This is a genomic window from Bacteroides sp. HPS0048, from assembly GCF_964240755.1.
GTDB lineage: Bacteria > Bacteroidota > Bacteroidia > Bacteroidales > Bacteroidaceae > Bacteroides > Bacteroides nordii.
On the sequence record NZ_CAXSVC010000013.1, the window covers coordinates 16,059 to 39,371 of the forward strand.

The 23,313-nt window shown below is 42.0% G+C and carries 20 protein-coding genes; 13 read left to right on the plus strand and 7 right to left on the minus strand.

Annotated features, from left to right (window positions below):
- The first annotated feature begins 5 nt into the window (after positions 1-5).
- The 5 genes from ACESQI_RS11955 (at position 6) to ACESQI_RS11975 (ending at position 5,699) form a co-directional block, all read left to right on the plus strand.
- The gene (locus ACESQI_RS11955; RefSeq protein ID WP_368107635.1) at positions 6-626 is read left to right on the plus strand and encodes a DUF4129 domain-containing protein; all 621 of its coding nucleotides are present in this window, start codon (positions 6-8) and stop codon (positions 624-626) included.
- On the plus strand, positions 623-1,948 hold the full coding sequence (locus ACESQI_RS11960) for a DUF4350 domain-containing protein (RefSeq protein WP_373126148.1): 1,326 nt from the start codon (positions 623-625) through the stop codon (positions 1,946-1,948). The genes ACESQI_RS11955 and ACESQI_RS11960 overlap by 4 nt, the downstream gene beginning before the upstream one ends.
- A gap of 10 nt (positions 1,949-1,958) precedes the next feature.
- Positions 1,959-2,990, plus strand: a complete 1,032-nt coding sequence (locus ACESQI_RS11965) for an AAA family ATPase (RefSeq protein WP_373126149.1) — start codon at positions 1,959-1,961, stop codon at positions 2,988-2,990.
- Positions 2,991-3,330: 340 nt separating this feature from the next.
- Positions 3,331-4,644 (plus strand): DUF58 domain-containing protein, encoded by a 1,314-nt coding sequence (locus ACESQI_RS11970; RefSeq protein ID WP_122200836.1) that lies wholly within the window; start codon positions 3,331-3,333, stop codon positions 4,642-4,644.
- Positions 4,645-5,195: 551 nt separating this feature from the next.
- Positions 5,196-5,699: a hypothetical protein gene (locus tag ACESQI_RS11975; RefSeq protein ID WP_122200837.1), complete on the plus strand. Its 504-nt coding sequence runs from the start codon at positions 5,196-5,198 to the stop codon at positions 5,697-5,699.
- Positions 5,700-5,923: 224 nt separating this feature from the next.
- On the opposite strand, the gene ACESQI_RS11980 is transcribed toward ACESQI_RS11975, so the two are convergent.
- The 7 genes from ACESQI_RS11980 to aroA form a co-directional block, all read right to left on the minus strand.
- Positions 5,924-6,136, minus strand: coding sequence for an immunity 17 family protein (locus ACESQI_RS11980; RefSeq protein WP_002559253.1), 213 nt, complete (start codon positions 6,134-6,136; stop codon positions 5,924-5,926).
- A 5-nt stretch (positions 6,137-6,141) separates the two neighbouring features.
- A complete protein-coding gene (gene tsaE / locus ACESQI_RS11985) occupies positions 6,142-6,555 on the minus strand; it encodes a tRNA (adenosine(37)-N6)-threonylcarbamoyltransferase complex ATPase subunit type 1 TsaE (RefSeq protein ID WP_002559254.1) in 414 nt (137 codons plus the stop codon).
- Positions 6,556-6,888: 333 nt separating this feature from the next.
- On the minus strand, positions 6,889-8,463 hold the full coding sequence (locus ACESQI_RS11990) for a PglZ domain-containing protein (protein ID WP_373126152.1): 1,575 nt from the start codon (positions 8,461-8,463) through the stop codon (positions 6,889-6,891).
- Positions 8,464-8,586: 123 nt separating this feature from the next.
- On the minus strand, positions 8,587-11,697 hold the full coding sequence (locus tag ACESQI_RS11995) for a tetratricopeptide repeat protein (RefSeq protein WP_373126154.1): 3,111 nt from the start codon (positions 11,695-11,697) through the stop codon (positions 8,587-8,589).
- A complete protein-coding gene (locus tag ACESQI_RS12000; protein ID WP_007484033.1) occupies positions 11,694-12,485 on the minus strand; it encodes a metal ABC transporter permease in 792 nt (263 codons plus the stop codon). The genes ACESQI_RS11995 and ACESQI_RS12000 overlap by 4 nt, the downstream gene beginning before the upstream one ends.
- A gap of 56 nt (positions 12,486-12,541) precedes the next feature.
- Entirely contained in the window at positions 12,542-12,964 is a 423-nt protein-coding gene (locus tag ACESQI_RS12005; RefSeq protein ID WP_002559258.1) for a hypothetical protein, read from the minus strand.
- A gap of 108 nt (positions 12,965-13,072) precedes the next feature.
- Positions 13,073-14,302 (minus strand): 3-phosphoshikimate 1-carboxyvinyltransferase, encoded by a 1,230-nt coding sequence (aroA, locus tag ACESQI_RS12010; RefSeq protein ID WP_234130723.1) that lies wholly within the window; start codon positions 14,300-14,302, stop codon positions 13,073-13,075.
- A gap of 206 nt (positions 14,303-14,508) precedes the next feature.
- On the opposite strand from aroA, the gene ACESQI_RS12015 reads away from it, so the two are divergent.
- From ACESQI_RS12015 to ACESQI_RS12050, 8 genes are all read left to right on the plus strand, one after another.
- Positions 14,509-14,838, plus strand: coding sequence for a hypothetical protein (locus ACESQI_RS12015; protein WP_025867546.1), 330 nt, complete (start codon positions 14,509-14,511; stop codon positions 14,836-14,838).
- Between the two features lie 48 nt (positions 14,839-14,886).
- On the plus strand, positions 14,887-17,043 hold the full coding sequence (locus ACESQI_RS12020; protein ID WP_373126206.1) for a TonB-dependent receptor: 2,157 nt from the start codon (positions 14,887-14,889) through the stop codon (positions 17,041-17,043).
- On the plus strand, positions 17,040-17,513 hold the full coding sequence (locus tag ACESQI_RS12025; RefSeq protein WP_002559261.1) for a DUF4625 domain-containing protein: 474 nt from the start codon (positions 17,040-17,042) through the stop codon (positions 17,511-17,513). The genes ACESQI_RS12020 and ACESQI_RS12025 overlap by 4 nt, the downstream gene beginning before the upstream one ends.
- Before the next feature lie 750 nt (positions 17,514-18,263).
- Positions 18,264-19,541, plus strand: coding sequence for a phage integrase SAM-like domain-containing protein (locus tag ACESQI_RS12030; protein WP_373126157.1), 1,278 nt, complete (start codon positions 18,264-18,266; stop codon positions 19,539-19,541).
- Positions 19,542-19,933: 392 nt separating this feature from the next.
- Positions 19,934-20,290: an AlpA family transcriptional regulator gene (locus ACESQI_RS12035; RefSeq protein WP_070099494.1), complete on the plus strand. Its 357-nt coding sequence runs from the start codon at positions 19,934-19,936 to the stop codon at positions 20,288-20,290.
- 1 nt (position 20,291) lies between these two features.
- Positions 20,292-20,666, plus strand: coding sequence for a DUF6291 domain-containing protein (locus tag ACESQI_RS12040; protein WP_143919454.1), 375 nt, complete (start codon positions 20,292-20,294; stop codon positions 20,664-20,666).
- A gap of 54 nt (positions 20,667-20,720) precedes the next feature.
- Positions 20,721-21,722: a PriCT-2 domain-containing protein gene (locus ACESQI_RS12045; protein ID WP_055278647.1), complete on the plus strand. Its 1,002-nt coding sequence runs from the start codon at positions 20,721-20,723 to the stop codon at positions 21,720-21,722.
- A 550-nt stretch (positions 21,723-22,272) separates the two neighbouring features.
- Positions 22,273-23,265 carry a hypothetical protein gene (locus tag ACESQI_RS12050; RefSeq protein ID WP_055278646.1) on the plus strand — a complete coding sequence of 331 codons (993 nt, stop codon included), beginning with the start codon at positions 22,273-22,275 and terminating at the stop codon, positions 23,263-23,265.
- Positions 23,266-23,313 lie beyond the last annotated feature (48 nt).

A 23,313-nucleotide genomic window follows, 5' to 3' on the forward strand; every position in this document is an offset into this window, starting at 1 on the left:
TTTGGATGACTGCACCTGCCGATACTTTAGTTTATGACACCGCAACCGTTGCTATTTGGCAAAGTGGTTCTGAGTACGACTATAACCGTGAATTACAGACCCCCGAGGTCGATCTGATCGGGTGGCTCAATTTGTGGTTAGGGAAGCTGTTGCAGAAAATATTTGGCAGTAAGTTTGCCGAGCAGTATACTGAGATTGTGCTGGCGGGCTTATTTATACTTATAGTACTGTTGTTGATCTGGTTCCTATACAAAAAACGTCCGGAACTCTTTATGCGTTCCGGAAAGAAGTTGGCCTATCATGTTGAGGAAGACACTATTTATGGGATCGATTTTGAGAAGGAGATAAGTGCAGCTATGCTGCGCAATGAGTACCGGGAAGCAGTGCGCTTGCTCTACCTGCATACACTGAAACAATTGAGTGATGCTGAAAAGATAGATTGGCAACCTTATAAAACTCCGACGGAATATACTTATGAATTAAAGGCAAATGCATTGCGGACTCCTTTTCGCGAACTGACCAACCGCTTCCTTCGGGTGCGGTATGGTAATTTTGAGGCAACCGAAGCACTTTTTCATGAGATGCAGACTTTGCAGAGAGAAATAGTGAAAGGAGGCATGTCATGAAAACCAGCCATTGGTTTACTCTTATTATAGTCGTCCTTCTGGCAATAATGTTTCTGGTAGAATACAATTTGCCCAAGAAGTTTGTCTGGAATCCTACTTTCAGCCAGAACGACTATCAACCTTTCGGATGTGCCATTTTTGATGATGTGGTGGCTGACTCCTGGCCTAAAGACTATTACTGCAATGACTGGACTTTCTATAACTTCGCGAATGATACGACAGGCGAACCGCTGGCAATACTTGCTGTGGCTCAGAACTTCCGCTTTACAAAAACCGACAGGAAGGCAATCATGAGCCTTGCCGAGAGAGGAAACAAGGTGATACTGGCAGCTACTGCTTTCTCTTTGTCGGACACATTGGGATATGATATGACGTACACCTGGTTCCGTCCGTCGGAACTGAAAAAGTCCGTCAGTGAGTTCAATCGCCGTGATACACTTTATTGGCTGCCCGATTCTGTCAGTTCTTACCCGGAAGCGAAGTTTGGGTTCTATTCCCATCTCTGCAATGTATACTTCACAAAATACGATTCACTTTCCATCCCGTTGGTGAGACGAGAGTGCAGTGCTGCGTCCAGGACTGGAGATTCGATCACTTTGTCCCTTAATGACGGGATACGGAAAGCATTGAAAGACTCTTTGCCTCAATCACAGGATTCGGCACGATTGGCTGTCAATCTCCCCTGTGGTCCGGTAGCTATTCGTCGTCCGGTGGGAAAGGGAGAAATCATTCTTATTTCCACTCCCTTGCTGTTTACCAACTACGGGATGCTGGATGGAAACAATGCCGCTTATATTTTCCGTCTGCTTTCTTTGGCAAAAGACTTGCCCTTGTATCGCACGGAAGCCTATACCAAAGCAGAATATGAACAGCAATCGCCGTTCCGGTATTTCCTGTCTCAGACGGCTCTTCGCTGGGGATTGTACCTTACCATGTTTACGATTCTGCTTTTTATGATATTCACTGCACGGCGGCGTCAGAGGCCGATACCTGTTATCCGCCAGCCGGAGAATAAGACGTTGGAGTTTACCGAGTTGATCGGTACACTCTATTTCCAGAAGAAAGAGCATGGCGACCTCGTTCGTAAGAAGTTCACTTATTTTGCTGAGGCCTTGCGGCGCGAAATACAGATAGACGTAGAAGATGATAGCAATGATACGCTCCTTTGCCGCAAGATAGCAGGCAAGACGGGACTGGAAGAGGAGAAGATAGCCAAACTGTTTGCCGGACTTCGCCCCATTGTCCGGGGAGAGCGGGAAGCTTGGGAACAAGAGATGAAAGACTATATAGATGGTATGAATGAAATATTGAATCGGATATAACAGATAGATTATGAATGATACGAATGAACCTTTAGCAGAAGTAACACCTCCTGCCCTTCCTTCGGAAGAAGTACAGAGCGAGGCTCCACGTACTGATCTGACTCTTTTCGGAGAGAAAATAGAAGCTCTTAAGTCACAGATCGCTTCTGTCATAGTGGGGCAGGAACATACTGTAGACTTGATACTTACAGCCATTCTTGCCAATGGGCATGTACTGATAGAAGGGGTGCCCGGTGTAGCAAAAACATTGCTTGCCCGCCTGACCGCCCGTCTGATTGATGCTGACTTTAGCCGCATTCAGTTCACTCCTGACCTTATGCCGAGTGATGTGTTGGGGACTACGGTTTTCAACATGAAAACAAATGAGTTCGATTTTCACCGCGGCCCTGTGTTTGCCGATATGATACTTGTGGACGAAATAAACCGTGCTCCTGCCAAAACGCAATCCGCCCTCTTTGAAGTGATGGAAGAGCGTCAGGTGAGTATTGACGGCACTACTTACCGGATGGGAGAACTTTACACGATCCTCGCCACCCAGAACCCTGTGGAGCAGGAAGGAACGTATAAGCTTCCCGAAGCCCAACTGGACCGCTTTCTGATGAAGATAACCATGGATTATCCATCCTTGGAAGAGGAAGTCGATATCTTGGAACGTCATCATACAAATGCAGCCTTAGTCAAGCTGGAAGATGCCCGTGCGGTAATTACCCGTGATGAACTTCTTACACTTCGTCGCCTGATGGACCGGGTATTTGTAGATCGCACGTTGTTGCAGTATATCGCTCTTATTGTACAGCAGACCCGTACCAGTAAAGCCGTTTATCTGGGAGCTTCGCCTCGTGCTTCGGTAGCTATGCTGCAATCTTCCAAAGCCTATGCTCTGTTGCAAGGACGTGACTTCGTAACCCCGGAAGATATTAAATTTGTTGCTCCCTACGTGCTTCAGCACCGTCTTATACTGACAGCCGAAGCAGAAATGGAGGGCTACTCTCCGGTCAAAGTAACGCAACGACTGATTGATAAGGTGGAAGTTCCGAAATAAGCTGACAGCTTATTTAATTGACAGTTGACAGTTGACAATTGACAGTGAGCTGCGCTATTATGTTGCATAGTAGTTTTCTTTAGCCTTTGGCCTTCGGCTTTATAAGCTCTCAGCTTTCAACCCTAAACTGAATTGTTGACAGTTTAAAGTCATTATACAGCATAACAGCGCAGCTCACTGTCAACTGTCAATTGTCAACTGTCAACTAAATAAGCTTTCAACTAAGTAATCTTTCACCCCCAAACTCAGTCATTAACACTTTAAAGTCATTATACAGCATCACAGCGCAGCTCACTGTCAACTGTCAATTGTCAATTGTCAACTAAATAAGTAATTCCCTATGTTATTCCTATCTCGTCGCTTTTATACGTTTTCCATTCTTGTTATTCTGTTGCTATGCGGAGGATACCTGTTTGGGTCTTTGTTCCTGTTAGGACAGATAACATTGCTTTTGCTTGCTCTGGCAGTGGTGGCAGACGTTTTTCTTCTTTATCGTACGAAGGGTATCGAGGCTTCCCGCGCATGTGCCGACCGCTTTTCTAATGGTGATAACAATGAGGTTAAATTAAGAGTGGAGAGCCGTTATCCGTTTCCGGTCCATCTGTCGGTAATAGATGAAGTACCTGTGATTTTTCAGCAGCGTGATATCTGTTTCAAGCTCTCCCTTGATAGCGGACAGGCAAAGACGATTGTTTACAATCTGCGTCCCAACCATCGCGGTGTATATGATTTCGGAATGATCCGTGTGTTTGCCTCTACCCGCCTGGGGTTAATCGAGCGTCGTCTGTCCTGCGGTAAACGGCAGAAGATAAAAGTATATCCTTCCTATCTGATGCTTCATCGTTATGAACTGCTTGCTATGAGCGATAATCTTACGGAATTGGGTATCAAGAAGATCCGGAGAGTAGGACATCAGACCGAATTCGAGCAGATAAAAGAGTATGTAAAAGGGGACGATTACCGTACTATCAACTGGAAAGCCAGTGCCCGGCGGCATCAACTGATGGTGAATGTATACCAGGACGAGCGTTCGCAGCAGATATACAATGTGATTGATAAGGGACGCGTTATGCAGCAAGCCTTTCAGGGAGTGACATTGCTGGACTATGCTATTAATGCCTCTCTTGTGCTCTCCTATGTTGCCATGCGCAAGGATGACAAGGCCGGACTGGTTACTTTTAATGAGCATTTCGATACGTTTGTTCCTGCCTCCAAACAGGCGGGGCAGATGCAGACCTTGCTTGAAAGTTTGTATGCACAGGAGACGACGTTTGGAGAAACCGACTTCTCGGCGCTTTGTGTGCATTTGGCCAAACATGTAAACAAACGGAGCCTGTTGGTGCTCTATACCAACTTCGGCAGTCTTGGCAGTATGAACCGGCAATTGGCTTATTTGCAGCAGCTTTCCCGGCAGCATCGTTTGCTGGTGGTGTTTTTTGAAGATGCTGATCTGAAAGAGTATATCTCGAAGAAACCGGTAGATACCGAAGGATATTACCGGCAAGTTATTGCCGAAAAGTTTGCGTATGAGAAGCGTCTCATTGTTACTACATTAAAACAAAACGGCATCTATTCCGTACTCACTACCCCCGATAAGTTATCTATTGATGTGCTCAATAAATATTTAGAGATGAAATCCAGGCAACTTATTTAAGCCGCTCCACAGAAAAAGATTGAAAAAACAGGAAAACAAATAGGAAGAAATCTTAATCTTATTAAAAGAATCGTTATATTTGCAATTGACATAATACTCGTCTCTCTTCCTTTAAGATTTATCCCTATTATCGGAAATGATACACGTATGTCACCGATCAAGACGCCTCTGTAATTATCAGATATGATATACCTATATGTCTGAAAATAATGCACTTACGCCTACGATAAATAGTTCCTTGATGTCACCCATTATGACACACTGATGTCACCTGTTGTAACACACTGATGTCACCTGTTATGACACACCTGTGTTACCGAGCATGACACACCTGTGTCACCGGGCATGACACACGTGTGTCACCGAGTATAACACACGTGTGTCACCGAGCATAACATTAAGGATGTCACTGAACACGATATTATTGATGTTATAAAGTATGACATTATTGGTGTCATAAAGTATGACATCAGCCTGTCTCTGAAAGCAGAACAACTGTGCCATTTTATATGCCGCACAGACATTATAAACAATTAAAAAGCAGACAAGTTATGCAGAAATTCAATCTTGTACAGAAGAGAAATCCGGCAAAGCCGGATGCACCTAAAAAGTGGTATGCTGTCCCTCAAACCCGGGAAGCTCAAAGTGTTAAATCAATGACCCGTTCGGCTACAGAGAACACCAGCACTGCTCCCATCGAAATGGAAGCTGCACTGGACTTACTGGGGAAGTATGCTACCGAACAGCTCTTGCAGGGCCATACCGTGAAAGTAGGTGACCTTGGGACACTGCGCATTACCTTCAAAAGTGATGGAGTGGAAAATATCAATGATTTTAATGCCGGGGTGATGATTAAAGAACCCCGTATCCTATTCACTCCCTCCAAAGAGTTCAGACAGAACATTATCCAACAACTCAAATATCAGAACGGAGGCGTGCTGGAAGAAGGTGTAAACTATGCCTCACTGACCGATTACCGTAAGGCAAAGGGAATTTCAACCGGTGGTAGCGGCTCCGAAGGCGGTGAAGGCGAAGGGGAGGATCCTTCGGTATAATAGCCTGCCGGAACGTGATGCCGGGCTTCACGAGGTGGGATTATTAAAAAACAGATAAACGTAGATTTCCGAAGATAAGAGACGAGGATGCAATATGCTAAAATCATCTTCTTATAGATGGAAATCTGCGTTTATCTGCTTTTTTTATCTACTGCCATCTCTGTTTTCGATCTACTGCCACTTCCTAAAGCCCGGTACTATTCCTGTGGCATATTCTCCTCTGATTATCTCAGTGACCGGAAGAAGTAGATGGCCATCCCGATCAGTAGCAATCCGAGTGCTCCGTACACAAGTCGTGCACGGGAGCGTCCTATCCGTCGTACTACAGCCTGGGCATTGTGTGCGGTAAAGAACCATCCCCAGTTGAGCACTGCGGCAAGCAATGAAAGGATACCTGCCAGGGCAAACAGTCCTAAGATGAAATAATGCGGTGTCATCGGTGTTAAAGAGTAATTTTCCGGCTGCCGCCTTCCAGTTCTTCTATCGTCACCTTTACAGCATCGCCCGGCAGAAGCTCTTCCACCAGTTCCGGCCATTCGATAAAACAGAGGGCACCACTATAAAAGTAATCCTCATAGCCCATATCATACACTTCACTCAACTTCTTGATACGGTAGAAGTCGAAATGATAAATCAGTTCTCCGTTTTCATCCGAACGGTATTCGTTGACAATGGCAAAGGTAGGGGAAGTAATAACGTCCGAAACACCCAATTCCTCACAAAGAGCTTTTACAAAGGTTGTTTTTCCTGCTCCCATCTTTCCGTAGAGGGCAAACACGGTATTATCACCCATCGCATTAATGAACTCGCGGGCGGCTTCGTGTATCTGATCTAATGATTCAATTTTTATTTCCATAAAGTTATTGATGATTTACTATTTGACGATTTACTATTTACTATTTGGCTGCGCTGTACTAAGCAGGACTTCTATTTAGTCTATATTATGACAACATTCTGTTGAAACGCAAATGATCGCAGATTTTCGCAGATTAAATGGCTGCGCTATACTTGAGCGATGATATGCTTTGCGTGAATCTGTGAGTTTCTGCGTTTCAATACTAATATCCTATACTCTTGAACGATTATTTCTCTTACCACTATCATCGCCTGTCGAACCTCCCCGTGCGGGAAGCGCCGGGAAGCACCGCCTGACGCACCTCCCCGTGCGGGAAGCACCGGGAAGCGCCACTCATTTGGGTTTTAGGGTGATGAGGGGGATGATCATTTCTTCCATGGAGATCCCTCCGTGCTGGAAGGTATTGGTGTAATACGATACATAGTAATTGAAGTTGTTCGGATAGGCCAGGAAATCATGTCCACTGGCAAAGATGTACTTGGTGCTGACGTTGGGCGATGGCAGCAAAGCATCTGCCGGACGGCTGATCTCAAACACCTGTTTGGGGTTATAGGACATATTCCGTGATAGCTTATAGCGCAGATTCGTATTAATCTCTCCGTTATTGGCCTGTACTTTGATCGGATTGTCCACGCGGATGCTACCGTGGTCCGTGGTGACGACTATGCGTACCTTTCGTGCTGCCAGTTCTTTAAGCAAGTCGCGTACCGGCGAATGGCGGAACCAGGATAGTGTAAGACTACGGTATGCAGCCTCTGTCGAAGCCAGTTCACGTATCATTTTGCTCTCCGTCCGGGTGTGACTTAACATGTCTATAAAGTTGAATACTACCACATTCAAGTCATTCTGCATCAGTTGTGGAAGTTGACCCACAAGACGTTCTCCGGCAGACGCATCGTTTATCTTATGATAAGAAAAGGTGTGCTGCCGACGGTAACGGTCGAAACAAGTCTGTATCAGCGGAGCCTCGTTGAGGTTTTTACTTTCCTCCTCATCCTCGTCCACCCACAGGTCGGGAAACATGCGTGCGATCTGATCCGGCATCAATCCGGAGAAGATAGCATTACGGGCATACTGCGTGGCAGTGGGCAGGATACTGAAATAGAGCTGTTCCTCGAAAGTAAAAAGCTCGGATAGCTCACTGGCAACTACGCGCCACTGATCATAGCGGAAGTTGTCCAACACAAGGAAAAACACTTTCTCCCCCTGATCCAGCAGCGGAAAGAGGATACGTTTCATCACGTCCGGACTCATCATCGGAGCTTCCTGCACAGCATTTCCTTTGCGTGTGGGGTCCATCGTCTTCATCCAGTCGATATAGTTTTTCTTGATAAACTTGGTGAAGGCCGTGTTTGCTTCCGTTTTCTGCATGGAAAGCATTTCGCTCATGGGGCTGTCACTGGCTTCCAGTTCCAGTTCCCAATAGACGAGGCGGCGATAAAGCTCCACCCAATCATCGGCAGTGAGAGAGTCATTGATCTGCATACCTATCTTGCCGAAGTTCTGCTGATAGGCTGTTTGCGCTACTTCGGAAACAATGTCACGGCGGTGCAGATTCTTCTTTAATGAAAGAAGTATCTGATTGGGGTTGACAGGTTTGATCAGGTAGTCGGCTATCTTGCTACCGATAGCCATATCCATGATATCTTCTTCTTCGCTTTTGGTTATCATGATAACAGGTACGGTCGGAGAGATATCCTTGATCTGTGCCAGCGTTTCAAGGCCGCTGATGCCGGGCATATTCTCATCAAGGAAGATGAGATCATAGTCCGTTTCACGGCAACGGTCGAGGGCATCCTGTCCGTTACTGACGGTATGTACCTCGTAGCCTTTCGACTCGAGGAAAAGGATATGGGGACGGAGAAGGTCTATCTCGTCGTCTACCCAGAGTAATCGGTCATTCTTCATCTTGATATTTACTATTTAGCTATTTACTATTTACTATTTGGCTGCGCAATTATTATTGCTATTATTATTCCGCCACCATCGCCTGTCGCACCTCCCCGCGCGGGAAGCGCCGGGAAGCGCCGCCTAGAAGTAGTTGGTGCCGGGGGATTGTTGTATCTCTTCGCCTTCGTCCTCTTCTGCCGGGGCGGTTTCATCGACCGGTGGAAGGTTCAGTAAGGGTTCATCCAGTGTACTTCCATCGATGGGTACTTCTTCCTCCGTCGGATATGGATCGAACGTCTTCTTATAGAACACATCATAATCGTCGAAGCTATAGAATTGGTTCAGCAGTTCATAATTGGTTTCTGAGATAAGGACAGCCCGCATTCCGCTGAGACGTTCGTTCATATGCGGATCAGCGTAAAGTTGGCGTTGATAATACTGTGCCTCCTCATAGTTGGCAAATGAACGGATGACGAGTCGTCCGATACCCCGGTCGTGGGAGAAGGAGAGGTCAAAGTTCTTCACCATGAAGGATGAGAAGTTGTAACGGGCTACTTCGTAAAGCAGTTGGTTCTCGTTTACTTTTCCTTCTTCGTAGGCCAGTATGAATAAGTAAGGCGTATTCCGTTCGGCAGTAAAGACGTGCGTACTGTCCATTCCGGCTATACGCGTACTGTCTGTCCGATCTTCCGCACTTCTGCGCGACCAGATACTACCAAAGGAGATACTGCCTTCTGCCAGCAGACGTCCTTCCTGTACCCCTTTCAGGATATGGGCGGCAAGATCGGTGATCTCATTTTCCGGGTACTGTTGCACAAGCTCTTTCAGCTCGGCCAGGAATTGCTTCTGATCCCCTACCTGCAAGGCACTTACAGCATGCAGGAACATAAATTTCGGACGATGCTGTCCCATTGGATATTTGTTGAAAGAGTATTCCGCATTGGCCACTACCTGTTTGTAATTGCCTGCCATGTATTCCTTATAAGTATTGGCATAAAGCGAATCTTCCAGGTGCTTGCCATGTACGGCGATGTAGGCAAAGTCAGGATCGGCGAGCATCTTGGCATACTTACTATCCGGGAAACGGTCTATAAGTTCCTGTTTATATAGGTTGGCATCTGCCATGCGATCCATACGTCCGAGCATGAGGTAAAGATTATAGTATGCCACATCCAGTTGGCCGAAGTCCGGGAAGTTATGAACCAACCGTCCGAGGGAATGCTCAGCGCGGGAGAAGTTCTCCATTCTGTCTTTGAATATCATTCCCATGTTGAACAGACCGTCTGACAAGATCTCGTTAGAGGCCGCCATTGCTTCCTCCGTCAACGGAATCTGTTGCAGGTAGAAGATCGGATTCTTTTCATCGATGGCAGCGGTAGAAGTCGTATCGGCAGGAAGCTGAGAATCATTCTCTTTATCGCCTGCCACATCTCCCTGCGCGGGAAGCGTTGCATCATCACCTGCCGCATCTTTATTATCATCGCTTGTCGTATCTCCCTGCGCGGGAAGCGCCGCCTCATCGTAGTTGACCGGCTCGAAATCGTCCAGGGCAACCACTGTTTTGTTTCTCCGCCGCCAGTTATCTTCCAGTTTGCGTCGTCCCCACAGCCGTTGGAAGTCAGCTTTACCTTGTGTTACTGCTTGCGAATTATAGAAATACCAGGAGTCATCTCCCGTAGGTATTGTAGGTTGCGTTGTAGTAGGTTGCTGTGGGGCATTGGCGGCATTTTCGGCAGCAATAGACTCACGCAATGCATCCCGTTCGGCCTCTTTTGCCAGCCGTTTCGCCTCCTCTTCTTTCCGGATGACACGGGCTATCAATGTGTCGATCACCACCATCCGCGCGGCACTATCCAGTGATGCCAGATGTTGCAGGCTATCCTGCAACTCCACAGCTGTAGAGTAGGGCACCAATTCGTCCAGTATTTCAGAACGTTTCGTGATCTCTTCATATTGCGTATGCGTCTTCTCCAGCAACCCGATAGCGTCGGAGTAAGCCGTTTGTGCTTCCACATACCGCCCCATCTCCCAGCAGAGATTGCCCAGCGTGAGTTGCAGAATCCCTTTCTCCACCCCTCCGCGTGTACTCTTCTCTACTCCCAGGTCATATTCCTTAATCGCCTGCACCGTATCCCCCGCCGCCAGGTAAATATTCCCCAGTGCATAATAAATCTGATCCAGGTAATCCTTATTCTTATCACTCCGCGTCATGCGTCGCAGCTTATCCGTCGCCTTCTTTATTTCCGCCGCCTGGCGCACCTCCCCGGCCGGGAAGGCCTCTGTTTGACGGATACGTGCATTTAGCTCCATTTCGTAGGGAGGGCTCATTTTGATAACCTTTCCGTAAGCTTGATAGGCTTTGGCGGGATCTTGCAGAAGCTGGTATACTTGTCCCAGGAGATAGTATTGGCGCGCCTTCTGCCGCTTATTCTTTTCATTTTTGATGGTAGTAAGCAGATGTGGGATTGCTTCCCGGTAGCGTTGGCTACCCAGCAGATAATGCCCGTAAGTTCGTGAATAGGCAGGAGCGAGGGTATAGGGCAGGCTGTCGTTGTTTACTTTTAGAAGAACATCTTCTGCATCATAATACCATCCCATCTGTGTATAACACTGGGCAAGCCAGATACGCGCTTCTGCTGTAATTTTGGGTTGACCGGTATATAGGCGCGCAATGTATGAGAAAGTTGCAGCCGCTTCGGGAAAGTCTCCTTTCTGAAACTGTGCTTTCCCCATTAACATCCAGGCCTTGTGCAGAAAAGGGTTGAATTCCCGGCGTGCCAGCCATTGTTTGTACTCTTCCGTGTAGCGTTTACCCTGTTTGCGTTGAGGCTTCCGTTTGATGGAATGTACTGCGATAGCCTTCTGGGATTTTTCTATAGCCCGTTCAAAATCACCACTGCCGGTTCCCACAGTTGATTTATTGCCAATAGGATAAAGTGGGATCATCTCCATATAGTTGTCCTTGTTGCCCTGTTCAATGGCTTTGCATCCCGATTTGTATGCTTCATTTCCGTTAAAGTACACGTTATACCGGGTAGTCATTGCATGATAAAAACGGCTTCCCGCTGTGTTCTTCTTGGTAGAACAGCCGGTAAATAATATACCAATGATAAATAATGTACCAATGTGCCAATGTGCTAATGTGCTAATTACCTTACGGATCATAGTACGACCCATTGCCTTGCGGATCATAGCGCAGCCAATTGTCACATTGTCACATCGGCACATTGGCACATTATTCACATGATTCATCTTTTTATCACTTTGCATACGGCATAAATTAGGATGGATACAAATATGATGGAGGCTCCCGAAGGTACTTTCCAGTGATAAGAAACGAACAACCCACCCAGACATCCCAAAAAACCGATGCCGATAGATAACCAGATAATCCGTTTAAAGCTATAAGTGAACAGATTGGCGGTCATTTGCGGAATGGTAAGTAATGAGATAGCCAATACAATACCAACCATGCGCAGGCAAGAAACAATTGTCAGTGCTATGAACATCATTAGCAAATACTCAAATACTGCTACGGGAATTCCCTGGGAGCGGGCAAATTCGCGGTCGAATGCTACATAGATAATAGGATGGATGAACAAGCAGAAGAAGATGATAAGTACTATAGCCAGTAATCCCAGCATTAGCAAGTCCCCTCTTGTGATGGTCAGGATATTGCCAAACAAATAGGCTGATAAATCCGGTGCGAATCCGGGTGAAAGAAAACTGAACATAATGCCCAATGCCATTCCGAGTGTCCAGAATACTGCAATGGCAGAATCTTCACGCATATCTTTTCGCTTACTGAGCCACTCAACTCCGAAAGCCGATAATACCGAAAACACGGCAGCCGAAAGAATGGGCGATATACCTGCAAATAACCCCAGGCCGATACCGCCGAATGAGGCATGTGTAATTCCTCCGCTGATAAACACCAGTCGGCGCGTCACTATGTAAGTGCCGATAATACCGCAGGCTATGCTGGCCAACAGGCTACCCAGGAGGGCATGCTGAAAAAAGGTATATTGTAACAGATCCATTCAGATACTTAACTTACTAATTATTAATAACGGCAGAAAGGTACTACTTATTATAATCAGGGATGCATTCTCCGTTCTCCGATGATAAGGAATACCTCGTCTTTCAGATTATCGGGAAGGTTGATACCTCTTAGTTGCAGGCTACGAACCCAACCGGCTACATCTGTTTCCTGCATCGTATAGAATACATCACGAAACATTTCCATTTCTTCCTCCGTGTATGTTTCCGGTGCCCGGCCAATGAATTGATCCAGTTCCTCATCATCATAATACTCTATCTCCTTACTGACGGCAGCCAGCAAGCTGTCTTTTTCGCAGACTTCATGTTGTCCGCAACATTCTACGTCTACTTCTTTCACTTCGGGAAAGCTTTCCAACTCTCCGTTTTCTATCTTTTTCTGCAACCTTCTGTTGCGGATGTGTCCGGCAATTAATGCTACGAGGGTGAGTAGCAACAGACTTACGATCAGTATCCACATAATTCTAAATCTCTCATTTTGTGCAAAGGTACTGATTTATTTACCACAGAGTATACAGATTAACACAGATTATAGAGAAATGAAAATATGGGATAACCTTATAAGGTTTCATTCTTTATTGTCTATTTGGAAACCTGCCTGTTGTAGATGCTCCCAATAAGCGGGATAAGATTTGGAAACAACCTGTGGCTCTGCAATGCGCATTTCCGGAAAGCGGAGTGCTGCCGGAGCAAAAGCCATTGCCATCCGATGGTCCTCGTACGTTTGTATTACGGGCTGTGCTTCGGGCTGACAGCGTTTACCGTCCCAAATCAATATGCTGTCTTGTGCATCCTGAAGTAGATATCCTAATTTCCGGAGTTCTGCTTTTAACGCAAAAATGCGGTCAGTTTCTTTTATCTTGAGGCTTTGCAATCCTGTGAATCGGAACGGAATGCCCAGCAGGCAACAGGTCACAGCAAAGGTTTGCGCCAGGTCGGGGATATCAACGAAGTCTTCGTTTAGCTGTTCGACAAGTCTGTTGCTCTTTTTGAGAAGTACACCTTCATGAGTAAATTCAGTTGTTATGCCCAGGCGTGAAAATACTTCGGCTCCGCGACTGTCTCCCTGATAACTGTTACGGAACAACCCCATGAGTTCTATTTCTGCCTGCTCGGATAAGGCAGCTATCTGATACCAGTAGGAAGCGGCACTCCAGTCACTCTCTACCATAAAGGATACCGGAGTATAAGGTTTCGGAGCTACCTCGATACTGTTTTCCGAAGTCCAGGCGGCTTTTGCACCAAACTCTTTCATCAGTTGTAATGTAAGGTTGATGTACGGGAGAGAGATGATTTCACCGGTAAGATGCAGGCGTAATCCATTTTTCAGAACCGGACCGATCATCAGCAAGGCGGAAATATACTGTGAACTGACATTGCCTTTCAGGGTTAGTTCGTTGCCTTTTAGTTCAGTTCCATGAATACGTAAAGGAGGAAAACCTTCCTTACCGGCATATTCTATTTGTGCACCCAGTTCACGGAGTGCATTGACCAGTATTTGTATCGGACGTTGTTGCATCCGCTCCGTTCCGGTGAGAATATGTGTGCCTTGTACAGTGCTTAGGTATGCGGTAAGAAAACGCATCGCTGTTCCGGCAGCCATGATGTCTATGGTTTCGTTATTTTCTGCCAGTGCTTTGATCATTACTAATGTATCATCGCAGTCGGACAGATTGCATGGAGGAGTTGTCCCCCGGGCCAGTGCATTAATGATGAGTGCACGGTTACTGATACTTTTGGAGGCGGGGAGTTGTATAGTGGTCCTCACTACAGAGGGAGCTGATAGTTTGTAACGCATGGTCATAATTCGAATAGTGATTAATATAGCTGCAAAAATAAGGATTTATTTTTGCATAATTCAACTATCAGGGTAGCAGATGTATTAATATACCTATCTATTGGTAAAATAAGACCTGTTTTATGAAAAGATATGCAATATAGTTGCATATATAGAGGGGGATACATATCTTTGCGACATTCCCTTATTGATATAACAAAGAACCGGTGAAGAGGAATATTAGAAAAAGAGTCTGCATTTCATGGTTGTTGCTTGCAACATTCATGCCTTTCTTTGTGGTGAAGGCACTCCATCACCACGGAGGAGATAATGCTGTATCTTCTTCTTGTTCGGACACTCATCATTCTCATAACTCCCATAATGCTTGTGATGACTGTCTTATCTGCCAATTCTCTCTTTCTCTTTTTACGGAAGCCATATCATTTGATTTTACTCTTATATTACCGCTCATTTCCTATGAGCGTGTTACTTACCCCGAAAAGATAGCTTACACGCTTTCTTATTCCCATTATTTGCGTGCACCTCCGATAGCATAACTATCTATATTATCTTTTCACAGTATTATAAACAATAAATTGTAAATGATGCGTATCGGAATTATTTCGGGCGTGTTAGGGCTATGCTTTGCCCTGGCTGTCCATGCACAAAAGTCCGATTCAATCAAGAGTGTATCTTTGTCTGAAGTGGTGGTTACGGAGTCGTATCAACAACATCAGATGAAAAAGACTGCACTTACGGTTGATGTTGCGAACAAGGACTTTTTGCGGAAGAATTTTACAGGTAATCTTATGCAGGCTATGGCCAATATTCCTGGCGTGCAGGCGATGGACATCGGTGTAGGTACCTCTAAACCAATGATCCGGGGGATGGGATTTAACCGGATTGTAGTATTGGAAAATGGTGTGAAACAGGAAGGGCAACAATGGGGTGCAGACCATGGATTGGAATTGGATGCTTTCAACGTGGATGTCGTTAATGTACTGAAAGGCCCTTCTTCACTACTTTATGGAAGTGATGCTATGGGTGGAGTGATCGATATAACACCTGCTATTGTTCCCTTGACTAATCAATTTTTTGGTGAAGCGGCACTTCTGGGAAAGTCGGTTAATGGAACGGTAGGAGGTTCTGTTATGTTAGGATTCAGGAAGAATGCTTGGTTTACGAAAATGCGTTATTCTGAGCAACATTTCGGAGATTATCATGTGCCGGCAGATACGGTGATTTATCTCACTCAAAAGATGCCGTTGTATGGACGGAAACTAAAGAATACAGCTGGGCTTGAACGCAATATCAGTTTCTTTACTCAGTATCATCACAAGGATTATAAGTCTGATTATGCGATTAGTAATGTGTTTCAGAAGAATGGTTTCTTTCCCGGAGCACATGGTATACCCGATATTTCCCGTCTGCAAGATGATGGGGATAGTCGTAATATTGAGTTGCCTTTTAGCCAAGTGAATCACTTGAAGTTTACCACCCATCAGCAGTATGCTTGGGAAAGTATACTGCTATCCGGCGATTTTGGCTATCAGGATAATCATCGGGAAGAGTGGAGTGCTTTTCATACACATTATGGAACACAGCCTCTGCCGGAAAAAGATCCTGATAAAGAATTAGCTTTTATGCTTCATACTTTTAGTTCTTCGGTTAAGCTGCGTTTGTTCGGTTCTTCTTCCTGGGAGCATACTGCTGGCTGGGATAGTCAATATCAGCAGAACAGTATTTCCGGATATTCTTTTCTGTTGCCGGAGTATCACCGCTTCTCTACCGGATTGCTATGGCTCACTACTTATCGTCCGAATAATTCCTTTTCTGTTTCGGGAGGAATACGTTACGATTATGGTACAATTCATATTTCGGCTCATGAAGATAACTATCTGGCAACTTATCTGGAGGGTCAGGGGTATGATAGTGAGCAGGTAGATTTTTATCGCTGGAATAGTCATAAGGTAGATCGTCGTTTCGGAGACTATTCTCTTTCGTTGGGAGTAGTGTGGAATCCGTTACCGGCACATTTGGTAAAAGTGAATTTAGGACGTAGCTTTCGTTTGCCCGGAGCCAATGAGCTTGCTTCTAACGGAGTACATCATGGCACTTTCCGTCATGAACAGGGAGATGCTTCACTTGCTTCCGAACAGGGATGGCAACTGGATACTTCTTATCTTTTGGAGCGGAAAGGATTATCCGTGTCTGTTTCTCCATATGTGAGTTGGTTCAGTAATTATATCTTTCTGCATCCCACCGGAGAATGGTCTGTATTGCCTCATGCCGGGCAAATTTATCGGTATACAGGTGCAGAAGCTCTGTTTGCAGGGATAGAAGCATCGTTTAGTATCGATTTCCTGCGTCGGTTGAATTATCGTTTTTCCGGTGAGTATGTTTATACTTATAATTGTGACGAGCATATACCACTGAGTTTTTCACCTCCTGCTTCTATGCGTAACGTACTAACCTGGCAGAAGAACCTATTTACAGTTTATGCCGAGTGGCAATCTGTTGCTTCGCAAAACCGTGTAGATCGTAATGAAGACCGCACTCCGGGAGCTAACTTGTTTCACCTTGGAGGAACTCTGAATTTTCCGATAGGAGGGACGAAGGTAGAAATAACTCTGACTGCCCGGAATATATTCGATACCCGTTATTACAATCATCTTAGTTTTTACCGGAAGATGGAAATTCCTGAACCGGGGAGAAACTTTCAGTTATTAATCAAAGTACCCATTAAACAGTTATTAAAATGAAAACAAAAATTTATTTCACAACTATATTAGTTATCTCTGTTCTTGCATTTTTTTCTTGTGATAAGGAAGATAGTGATACAACCAAACCGGTGATTGACCTTCATGAGCCTGCCGAGGGGCAAGCTTTGTTGATTGGTTCGGAAAAAGGAGTACACTTTGAAATGGATCTTTCGGATGACGTCATGCTGAAATCTTATAAAATAGATATCCATAATAATTTTGATCATCACTCACATGGAGGAACCAGAGCGGAGGGAGAAGGGAGAGTTCCATTCGTTTTTAACCGTTCGTATGACGTTTCCGGTAAGAAGAATGTACATGTTCATCATCATGACATAGTAATTCCTGAAGATGCAACCCCGGGGGATTATCATTTAATGGTATATTGTACGGATGCAGCTGGTAATGAAACTCACATTGCCCGTAATATAGTACTTAGTACAACAGCAGAAGAGGACCATGATGAGTAGTCTGAAAAAAAGTACTATTTAAAAGTTATACTACTTTTAATTGGGAAGAGATTATATATTTCAAAAAAGAGACATCGTACTTTTCTTGATATAATAGTCTAAATAAAACAGGGGTTGTGCCAAAACGCTGGCGTAACCTCTGTTTGTTTTGATGGGTTTGTTCCTGATAGAAGAATAAAAGAGGCTATGTGCAAAAAGGGAGTGTGGTTGTATATGGGAAAATGTAATCAAACTGTAATCGCTATAAATGAAAAGGAGCTAAGTCTTAGACCTAACTCCTTAATGCTCAACAGTCGGGATGACAAGATTCGAACTTGCGACCACACGCCCCCCAGAGGTGTTTTTATGATAATCTATTGGTTATATTACTTTATATTAATTGTGTATGTAGCTGTAAATCAAAAGAGTATCTTTTATTGAGTTTTACTTATTTTGATTACATGTGTTCCAAATGTGTTCCACTAAACAAAGAGCTATATACACGTTATTTCAATTTGGGTACAAAGATAATGAATAAAATTGTTTTCTGAACCGATTCGTTTGTCTAAATGTCGAGGTATTATTAAAGGATAAACCTTGAACTTTTCTATCTAAATGCTTTAGATATTTTTAACCTTAAGGATATAGCTTTGATTATCAGTTTGTTGCCGTTTTATGACGCACGAAAAATAGGAATCTCAGTTTCTTCTTATCGTATTAGAGAATATAGAGGTATTAATACTCCTCATAACGATATAAAAGATATTGAGCATGATAAGTTTTATAAAAAGGAATGATGTTGCTAATGCACAAGGATTATATGCTGTTCGTTTGAGAATATGTAAGGAACGGCAACGCAGGTATTTTTCCTTAAACATATTTGCGGATAATGAGTACTGGGATGAGGAAAACGAATGTTTCCGTATTCTTAAGAATGTGAGAGATAAAAAGCAGAAAGAAGAAAACGAACAACGCAAACAGTATAATTATTTGCTGAATAGCTATAGGATGCAAGCGCAAGAAATAATAGGAAGTTTTCGGAGAGAGCACATAGATTGGACTTTGAATCAATTTGCAGATGCTTTTTTGAATAAATCGAAGCAGGGGAAAATAAAAGCTTATTTGGAGGATCATATCAATATTTTACGTGAAACGGGACATGTTGGCAATGCTAATTGTTATGCTGCAACTTTAAATATGCTTGAACATTATGATAGCAAATTGGATAAGAAAGTATTTTCAGAGATTGATATAAAGTTTGTAAATGGATTCGATATTTATCTTCAAAAAAGAGGATGCAAAGGAAATACAAGAAAGTATTATTTCAAAGCATTGCGCAGCATATTAAATAAGGCTATTCAAGAAAAGGAAGCAACGGAAAAAACTTATCCTTTTGGTAAAGGTGGTTTTCAAATCGCAAAATTGGATGAAGAAACAGAAAAGCGTTATCTTCCTGTAGAATATTTGAATAAAATAAAAAATACCGTATCGGAAAAGCCGCAACGAGAGTACGCCCGCAAGCTATTTCTGTTGTCATATTATTGCTATGGAATATCATTTATTGATATGGCATATTTGACAAGAAGCAATATTGTAAAGTTCAATGGTGGAGAGTATATTGTCTACAAACGCCATAAAATACAACATCAAAAAGGGGTGAAACCTATTAAGATTAAAATAACGAAAGAAATTGAGCGTTTATTAGATAGCCTTAAAGAGAATAGCCCTACAGTGGATGATTTTATTGTACCAATAGTTTCTATAAGTGGATATACAGGAGAAAAACTATATAATCACATCCGTTACAGGTATAAAAAATATAATGATTATTTGGCAGAGTTAGCAAAGGAACTGCAAATAACTGATATGAAATTGACAACATATGTAAGTCGGCATACTATGGCGATGATGTTGCAACGCAATGATGTTTCCCGTGAACAAATTTCCCAAATGTTGGGACATGCAGATATGAAAACTACCAATACTTATTTAGATAGCTTTGATACAACTGTAATAGATGACGCTGCAAAGGTTTTATATGACGTGTAATTTTGAGATAGCATTTCTGTGGGTATTCGTAGTTTATTAAACCTAAGTAGAATTTAAACTAAAATATAAAATAGGCTTTTAGAGAAAAGACTTATTTTAAATCAAAATGTTTATGGCTTTATTCCGATTCTTAAAGAACGGATGAATATAAGTTACTTGATAATTCCTCTTAAAAACATCCAACGAAACAATCTGAAATATGTGATGTTTCTCTTAAAAAAAGGTGTATAAAAGGATATGCTTTGTTATGTACATGATTTTCTTTTTAATTTATTTGTAATTACCTGAATATTAGCATTATAGTCTTGCTGAACTTTTTGTTGAATGGATTCGTTAAATAGTTGAGTTAAATTGCTGTTTTAGAATTCTAATTATAGCGAAAAAAAATGATTATGAAAAACGAATTTATTTGCAATGACTTGTTGGTTGTGCATTTAACAGTTAGTCAAATAAAGGCTATCATTGAAAGTGCACTTAAAGAAGCAACATTATCGAAGAACGTTCAAACTGAAATGCTGACTATTCAAGAGGTTTCAGAGTTGACAGGTTATAAACGAGCTACTATTTATAAGCTTACTTGTGAGCGGAAAATTCCTTTTCATAAGCCAGCGCATGGCGGACGGAGAATTTTCTTTAAACGGGAGGAAATCAATCAATGGTTAGAATCTAATTGCATTGAAACTCTTGAAGAATCTTTTAAAAAACGAGAGAAGAAAGAAATTAATTTTAAACCAAGAAAAAATGATTAACATGAAAACAATGATTAGTAAAGAAAACATGGAGAGAGAAACTTTTGTTTTTTATCGCTCATATTTTGATGCGATAGAACTGTTAAGTAAGAAAAACAGGTTGTTAGCGTATGAAGCGATTGCAAAATATGCTCTAACTCAAGAAGAAATACAAGATTTGCCACCACAAGTAGCGATTATCTTGAAAATGGCTAAGCCTAATATTGATGCGACTATTCGAAATTACAATCGAAGAGTTAAGAGTAAGAGACAAAAAAAGACATCTGATTTTGAGGATAAGCTTAATGAAGAGGTACAATTACCAAGAAAAAAAAGTTCCTCAATTATAGACGATAGCTTTGAAGATAATGATGAAAATACGCTCTATTTAGAATAAATCTTGTTCCGTTTTAGAATAGAAAACACATTTAATCCATTAATAATTAATCATATGGATATCATGAAAAACGTCCTTAATAAGAATGACAATTCTAATAAGGAAAAGAAAAAAAATAAAAATAAAAAGAAAGAGGAAAGTTGCATAATCTTTACTTCTCCTTTTGAAGAACCAATAGTATCTTTATTTGAAAACTTTTATAGTAAAGAACCAATTAGGGAAGTGAAGCTAAGTAGTTTTTTGCATACTCGTAAATTTAAAGAAAAGGTCGAGTTGTATAGGACTAATACCGATGAAAAAATAAGGAAAAAGATAAAAGAAAGTATTGAATGTGTCACGCCAAGTGGCACATTCAATCAAAGGCGAGAGTCTGCCCTTATTAAACATACTAACTTATTATGTATTGATATTGATTCTAAAGATAATCGAATGGTTGATTTGCCGGAATGTAAAGCTATATTGGGAGAATACTTTAATAGTTTATATTATGCCGGAGTGTCAATTGGTGGAGACGGAATATTTCTGATTTTTAGAATATCACACCCGGAATTTCATAAACAGCATTTTGCGGCTCTTGAATTGTTTCTTAATAAGGTGTTTCATTTACAAGTAGACAAAGGTGTAAAGAGCCCTGTTAGTTTGCGAGTAGGAAGTTATGACGCAGAGCCTTATTATAATCCAAATCCCATGCCATTTACACATATGCTGGAAATAGATAAGTGGGCAAATGATATGATAAGACCGGTAACGGAAAGGAATGAAACCCGTGACCGCATTGAAAAAGCTGTCTCGTTTATTGTGGAAAATGGAATTGATATTACTTCTAGATATAAAGATTGGTTTAAGGTAGGATGTGCATTAGCGTCTGAGTATGGAGAAAATGGACGATATTGGTTTCATTTGGTTAGTCGTATGTATAAAGGATATTATGGGTACGATGAAGGTGAGTGTGACTATCAATATAATAAATGTCTGAAATATCAAAGAAATGAGGGAGGAATTAAAATTGGAACATTTTTCTATTTATGTGAATGTCATGGAGTAAAATATAGGTAATAGTGATGAGTTACAATCTCCATAATGTCTTTTAATAGTTAAATAATGATAATGAACTAAAGGGGGTAAACTTGCAAATTAATAAAGTAATTCAATTAAATTGTTTATAATCAATATTTAACGGACTTTAGATAATAAAAATTAGAAAAGAGAAGAGTGAAAAAGTGTTTTTCTTCTTCTCTTTTCTAATTTTTATTATCGTATTAATAATATAACCCAAGGCAAAGAAAACAATACTCCTTAATCAGAGTGTTTTAAGTATTTTACTATCTTTGCAAAGTCACAAATAGTGGCAAATGTAATAGTGAAAGTGTTTCGCTTTTATCCTGTGTAGGAAATCTGACAGTTTCAAAAAAGCAGGGGTAAGCAATGACATTCATCACTTGGGTAGCGTATGTTCAAAAGACATATACTAAACAGGTGTGGAGTATTGTTTATTTGCTTTTGGGTTTTGTCAGAACCTCCTACACAATAAACGAATGGCTCCACACTTTCTTTTTGTCTAATCCTGTCATTAAAGGAGTCGAATGGCGCAACTTTACTAATTACTATGAATGGATTAGATTTTATTAAATCGAAACAACAGAGTTGGGCAAAAAGAAAAAACTTCAATTTACTAGGAGGTACAATTCCCAACAAAGGAGAGAAAAACTATTTGTATAGTTTAGCAGATAATTTGTTTGAGCCGTTGTCTAAGGAGAATTTAGATTCTTATAATTCGGGTGACGGGAACGAAACAAAAGACTCTAAAACACGATTGGCAAAAATGAAAGCACTTCATTCATCTTCTGCGATTGTGGTTAATCTGTTCCAATATTGGCAGGGAAAAGATGTTTGCCCGATTCTAAATGTATGCAAATTAACTTCAAGAACTACTAAGGTAGGCTATCTGATTAAGAATGTCGGTTCTGTTTCTCCTGAAAAAATTCCCATAATTCCCTCTCCACTCAATTACGAAATTAAATTTGAAGAGCAGTTTGAAATAAGTGAAGATAAATCTCAATTTCCACATTCACCTAATATTGATGTTGTGATTTATACTCCACTGTCTACTATTGGTATTGAGTCTAAATTTACAGAGCCATATAGTAGTAGAAAACATAAAGGATTAAAACAAAAGTATGTTGAAAATCTCTCTTTTTGGAACGGATTGCCTAATCTGTATGAATTAGCAAAAGAAATTTCTCCTGATGATACTAAGTTTCAGTATTTAGATGCGGCACAATTAATAAAACACATATTGGGACTGAAAAAGAACAGTGACGAATATAATGCAAATCTTGTTCAAAAGCATCATTTTGTAGAAGGTAAAAGGAATTTGATACTCAAACGCAATTTTCATCTCTTATATCTTTGGTACGATGTAATAGGGAAAGAGGGAAGTAAGCATAGAAAAGAGATAGAGCAGTTTGCAGAAATTGCTAAAAAGGACAATATAAAGTTTAGTCATATAACCTATCAAGAAGTGATAGCGAAACTGTTAAAAGAATTTTATAATGGCAATGAATCTTATTGCAATTATCTAACGGATAGGTATTTGTAAAACGTATAAGTAATTCTAATAAAAGTGTTTGTTCAATTTAAAGATAAA

Coding starts and splice junctions, on each gene's coding strand:
- ACESQI_RS11955 (WP_368107635.1), top strand. CDS start 6: ATGACTGCACCTGCCGATACTTTAGTTTATGACACCGCAACCGTTGCT.
- ACESQI_RS11960 (WP_373126148.1), top strand. CDS start 623: ATGAAAACCAGCCATTGGTTTACTCTTATTATAGTCGTCCTTCTGGCA.
- ACESQI_RS11965 (WP_373126149.1), top strand. CDS start 1,959: ATGAATGATACGAATGAACCTTTAGCAGAAGTAACACCTCCTGCCCTT.
- ACESQI_RS11970 (WP_122200836.1), top strand. CDS start 3,331: ATGTTATTCCTATCTCGTCGCTTTTATACGTTTTCCATTCTTGTTATT.
- ACESQI_RS11975 (WP_122200837.1), top strand. CDS start 5,196: ATGCAGAAATTCAATCTTGTACAGAAGAGAAATCCGGCAAAGCCGGAT.
- ACESQI_RS11980 (WP_002559253.1), bottom strand. CDS start 6,136: ATGACACCGCATTATTTCATCTTAGGACTGTTTGCCCTGGCAGGTATC.
- tsaE (WP_002559254.1), bottom strand. CDS start 6,555: ATGGAAATAAAAATTGAATCATTAGATCAGATACACGAAGCCGCCCGC.
- ACESQI_RS11990 (WP_373126152.1), bottom strand. CDS start 8,463: ATGAAGAATGACCGATTACTCTGGGTAGACGACGAGATAGACCTTCTC.
- ACESQI_RS11995 (WP_373126154.1), bottom strand. CDS start 11,697: ATGAATCATGTGAATAATGTGCCAATGTGCCGATGTGACAATGTGACA.
- ACESQI_RS12000 (WP_007484033.1), bottom strand. CDS start 12,485: ATGGATCTGTTACAATATACCTTTTTTCAGCATGCCCTCCTGGGTAGC.
- ACESQI_RS12005 (WP_002559258.1), bottom strand. CDS start 12,964: ATGTGGATACTGATCGTAAGTCTGTTGCTACTCACCCTCGTAGCATTA.
- aroA (WP_234130723.1), bottom strand. CDS start 14,302: ATGCGTTACAAACTATCAGCTCCCTCTGTAGTGAGGACCACTATACAA.
- ACESQI_RS12020 (WP_373126206.1), top strand. CDS start 14,887: ATGCGTATCGGAATTATTTCGGGCGTGTTAGGGCTATGCTTTGCCCTG.
- ACESQI_RS12025 (WP_002559261.1), top strand. CDS start 17,040: ATGAAAACAAAAATTTATTTCACAACTATATTAGTTATCTCTGTTCTT.
- ACESQI_RS12030 (WP_373126157.1), top strand. CDS start 18,264: ATGATAAGTTTTATAAAAAGGAATGATGTTGCTAATGCACAAGGATTA.
- ACESQI_RS12035 (WP_070099494.1), top strand. CDS start 19,934: ATGAAAAACGAATTTATTTGCAATGACTTGTTGGTTGTGCATTTAACA.
- ACESQI_RS12040 (WP_143919454.1), top strand. CDS start 20,292: ATGAAAACAATGATTAGTAAAGAAAACATGGAGAGAGAAACTTTTGTT.
- ACESQI_RS12045 (WP_055278647.1), top strand. CDS start 20,721: ATGGATATCATGAAAAACGTCCTTAATAAGAATGACAATTCTAATAAG.
- ACESQI_RS12050 (WP_055278646.1), top strand. CDS start 22,273: ATGAATGGATTAGATTTTATTAAATCGAAACAACAGAGTTGGGCAAAA.